At 69.4% G+C, this 4123-nt stretch carries 6 protein-coding genes; 3 read left to right on the top strand and 3 right to left on the bottom strand.

Annotated features, from left to right (window positions below; all coding sequences use genetic code 11):
• Positions 1–78 precede the first annotated feature (78 nt).
• Positions 79–237 carry a hypothetical protein gene (locus tag ACFP1K_RS40865; RefSeq protein ID WP_380763941.1) on the top strand — a complete coding sequence of 53 codons (159 nt, stop codon included), beginning with the start codon at positions 79–81 and terminating at the stop codon, positions 235–237.
• On the opposite strand, the gene ACFP1K_RS40870 is transcribed toward ACFP1K_RS40865, so the two are convergent.
• Entirely contained in the window at positions 238–981 is a 744-nt protein-coding gene (locus tag ACFP1K_RS40870; RefSeq protein WP_380763943.1) for an NPCBM/NEW2 domain-containing protein, read from the bottom strand.
• Positions 978–1262 (bottom strand): hypothetical protein, encoded by a 285-nt coding sequence (locus tag ACFP1K_RS40875; RefSeq protein WP_380763945.1) that lies wholly within the window; start codon positions 1260–1262, stop codon positions 978–980. Before ACFP1K_RS40875 ends, ACFP1K_RS40870 begins: the two co-directional genes overlap by 4 nt.
• Positions 1263–1513: 251 nt before the next feature.
• On the opposite strand from ACFP1K_RS40875, the gene ACFP1K_RS40880 reads away from it, so the two are divergent.
• Both ACFP1K_RS40880 and ACFP1K_RS40885 read left to right on the top strand, forming a co-directional pair.
• The gene (locus ACFP1K_RS40880; RefSeq protein WP_380763947.1) at positions 1514–2452 is read left to right on the top strand and encodes a hypothetical protein; all 939 of its coding nucleotides are present in this window, start codon (positions 1514–1516) and stop codon (positions 2450–2452) included.
• A gap of 160 nt (positions 2453–2612) precedes the next feature.
• Entirely contained in the window at positions 2613–3809 is a 1197-nt protein-coding gene (locus tag ACFP1K_RS40885; RefSeq protein ID WP_380763949.1) for a hypothetical protein, read from the top strand.
• On the opposite strand, the gene ACFP1K_RS40890 is transcribed toward ACFP1K_RS40885, so the two are convergent.
• A partial coding sequence (locus ACFP1K_RS40890; protein WP_380763951.1) for a hypothetical protein occupies positions 3784–4123 on the bottom strand: 340 nt, incomplete at its 5' end. The two genes, ACFP1K_RS40885 and ACFP1K_RS40890, sit on opposite strands and share 26 nt — an antisense overlap.

The raw sequence follows: 4123 nt of genomic DNA on the forward strand, positions 1-4123 counted from the left end.
CACGTCCCTCCCCATGTCCCCCTGGCTGGACGTAACCGTAGAACCCCTGGCCACCCACCCCCAGGAACGCCCCCACCCATGACCCCCCCAGGCCCCCTCCACATCACCTTCCACGCCTCCGCCACCGACCTCCACGGCACCTGCTGGTGCGGCCGCACCTACACCTGCCACGACGCCCGCGAGATGTGGACCTGGCTGGACGACCACGACCACCGCCCCGCCCCCGGCGACGAATGATCAGCTGAAGGCGGGGGTGATCCATCCCACGGTCGCCATGTTGCCTGGCCCCAGACGGTCGTCGCTGTCGACGAGAGCGATCTGGAGTTTGACGCGCGGCACCCCGGACACGGCCGCCTCGATCGTCGCGGACGTGGCGTAGGTGACCGTCTTCTTGTCGAGGACACGGCCGGTGAGGTCCAGCACGGAGAACTCGACCCGCGCCGAGGCGTTGGGGGACTGGCGATTGGTCCCCACGGTGGCCATGAACCTCGTCGCGTTCTCGGGGACCGTGTAGTCGATGTCGTTCACGACCGCGCCGGAGCCGGCGATGTTGCACATGACCGCCGCGAGCTTCCTGTCGGATCCGGCCAGCGCGATGGAGTCGTCGAACCAGCAGCCGTCGTTCGCCACCGAGTCGGACGTCGTGAGCGCCGTGAGCGGGCCGCCGGTGCCGCCGGTATAGGTCGGTGTGGCGCCGGCGGGCGCCGGAGCCGTGGTCGTGGTCGTCACCGTCGAGCCGACCGTCACCGTGCTGGTGACCACGACATGCTCGCCGAGCGCGTCCTTGGCGAAGTCCCCCACCTTGTCCGGCGCGGCCCAGACGGCGACGAAGATCGCCCCTGCCGTGGTGATCAGGGTCGCCAGGATCGAGGTGGTCGCGGTGATCAACGTGTTCCAGCGCTCGTGCCTGCGCCGCTCCTCGCCCTCGCCGTCGTCCGGGGCCGGCGGTGCCGGTCCGGCCACCTCGCGCGGCCCGGTCACCCGCGCTGGATGTTGCCGAACTCGTCGACGAGGAGGGAGCTGCGTTTCTCGCCGCCGGCGACGGCCACGATGATCCAGACGATGATCCACACGCCGGCGGTAAGGACGCTCAGCACCAGGTGAAGCAGGTGGTTGACCCGCTTGCCCTTGACCAGCACGACGGACGTGGTGGTACTGGACTCGGTCCGGTAACCGGCCGCCACGGCCCGGCGGATCTCCTCGGCGAGGATCTGCTGGCGCTGCTCCACGCTGATCTGGTCTGGTCGCACTTGCTCGCTCATGGGTTCTCCGATGACAAGAATTCCGATGCGAAATACGGGAGCAGGACCCGGGCCTGTCCTTCGCCGCACCGAGTCGGATCGTTCGTGAAAATCTTTATCAGTTCATGTGCCGGGGTCTCCGGCGATGCCGGGTGGCTGATTCTTGCACGCATACCCGTTGCGTTCATGGACAGAACCAGGACAGAATTATGGCCGGCTGACAAAACAATGCCACTCTCGATGGCGATGAGATGGGACAGATCATGGGAGCCGTGGCCGACGAACTCGGACGCCTTCGGCGCGGGCGCGGCGTCATGGCCGGTGACCTGGAACAACGCGTGGGGCCGTCATTACGTGCGCTGTCCGGAATCCATTCTTCGGACAACCTCCACGATATTCGCGGAAAGCTTGTCAAATTTCTGTCCACCGTCGCGGACGATCTCCCGGTGGATCTCGGCCTGTCCCTGGCGGCCGGCCTGGCGCTTCATGAAGATGTGCGGCACAGGTTTTTCGAGGAACGCATGGAATGGCTGGCGGCCCGGATCGCGCGCGACGTCCGCACCGCGCGCCGCCGCGTGGACGAGGCGATCAGGGCGGTCGAGGCGTCGGCGGACGCCCGTCCCCCGTGCGACGACGGCTACGCGCCCACCGGCTGGCACCTGGCGCGACTCCGTACCGTGCTGCGCCTGGACTGCTCGCGCCCGGCGGCGGTCGAGGAGCGCACGGTGGTCGCGGACCGCGACGGGCTGGACGAGATCCTCGTGTCGACGAGCGTGCCCCGGCCGCGCGCGACCCCCCTCGACAGCCACCACGGTCTCGAATTGGACATCGTCTACGGTGGCGTGCTGGTGCGCGAGGAACGCCCCACGGAAACCTACTTCCGCTACTTCGTCAAACTCCCGCACCCGCTGCGCAGCGGTGAGGCGCACGACGTAGGGCTGTCCGTCACCATCCCCGCGGACCAGCCGATGAAACAGCGCTACACCTTCCGCCCGCTGCGCCGCTGCGATGAATTCGACCTGCGCATCCGGTTCAGCCGGGAACGCCTGCCGCGCGATATTTGGCGGATCTCCGGGCTGCCGCACTCCATGGCCGAGGATTTCGCGGCACCGGACTTCCTCGTCCGGCCGGACAACGCGGCCGAGATCCGGCTGCATTTCCAAGACCTTCGGATTGGCATGGCGTACGGGGCGCGCTGGGAAAATGGATGAGGGAATCGAATCCGGATGGTCGCCGAGGCCTCGGCATGCTTCCCATCAGTTATCCGGATCCATCACCTTCTCCTTCCCCTTTGACGGCCTGTGGCCAGAGTCGCCGGGGACGGTGATCCGCGTCAGGTTAATTCCGCGCGGACTTTCGTGAGGAGACGGCGTGCGCGACCTCGACCGCGTGGTGCACCGGCAGACGTACATCGACCTGATCCGCGCCTACCTCAGGGACTACGGATCCCAGCGGCGGCTCGCGCGGGCGCTGGGCATGAGCGACGCCTACCTGTCGTATCTGCTGGAACCCCTGCACGGCGGTGGCGGCCACTGGAGCGCCGCCCTGACCGCGCCCGCGAGGGAGGTCGCCGAGGCGTTCAAGTTCGCCAAGACCCCGTCCGAGCGGCGGGCACGGGAGATCGCCGACACCCTGTGCGACGACGCGGACCGCCGTGACGCTCTGCTGGAGCACATCGAACTCGCGCGCGCGACGGCCGTCCCGCGCCGTCCGGCGGCCCTGCTCGCGGGCCACGACGTGGCCGCCGCAGTCGCACGGGCCGGAGACCTCCATCACCGGGCGCTGACCGTGCGGGACGGCGAGGCCACCAGGGTCGCGTACGGCCAGGTGTGGGCGGGCGCGCGGGGGCTGCCGGACGCGATCGACCCCGGCCGCCATCCGCTCGCGCACGTGCAGGCGCTGCTGTTCCTCCACGACACCGCGCAGGTGCTCGGCCGGTTGGATCTGGCACTCGGGTTCGCCAGGCGGGCGACGCGCGTCCTGTCCTGCGTCGAGCACGCCCGCTCGGACCTGTCGATACGGCTGGAGATCAACACGATCTTCGCGGAGATCGTCACACTCAACTCCCTGGGCCTGACGCGGCAGGCCCGCACCGCGATCGCGCGCGCGGAGACGATGACCGGATACGCCCACGAGCCCGGGGTCTGGCTGCGGTCGATCCTGGAGGAACGCCTCAACGCGATGAGAGGGACGCGGCGGCTGTCCGTCTTCGACGCCGAGAGCACGGCGGACCACGCGCTCGCCACGGTCCCGGACGACCCCACGCTCAGGGCCGGTGTCGTCCGGCGGCTCGTGGACGTCTACCTCTTCCACGCGACGCCCCGCAGCATGCGCAGGGCCGGGCACCTCGCCGGCGACCTGCGCGCGGCCCTCGCCCGCACCGGGCTCAGCCCGCTACGCCGGACCCAGATCCTCGGCACCCTCGTCCGCCACGCCAGGGCCACCGGCGACGCCGCCACCGCCTCGGAGCTGTTCACGGAGTGGCTCCGCGTCACCGGGGAGGCCGGCCTGCGTCACCAGCGCCAGAAGCTCGCCGGGGAACTCACGCGGGTGGGCGGAGGAACGTGACGCGTTCGGCTGTTTCGATCATCTGGAGGGCGAAGTCGCCGGAGGTGAACTCGGAGGTGGTGGGGAGGGCGTCGGACATGGCGGTGACGAGGTCTTCGAGGGGGAGGACGCGGAGGGGGCCCAGGGGGAGGGGCTGGGTGCGGGGGGAGGTGGGGGGATGGTCGCCGCCGTCGGGGCGGAGGGTTTTGGTGAAGGAGGTCTGCTCGTCGGGGAGTTCTACGGCGAAGTGGCGGGACTCGGGTTGCTGGTGGAGGTCGAGGCGGGCCAATACGCCGTCGAAGAGGCACAGGAGGATGTCGGGGGTGAGCTTCTGG

The organism is Sphaerisporangium aureirubrum (genome assembly GCF_042658925.1).
Taxonomy (GTDB): Bacteria; Actinomycetota; Actinomycetes; order Streptosporangiales; family Streptosporangiaceae; genus Sphaerisporangium; species Sphaerisporangium aureirubrum.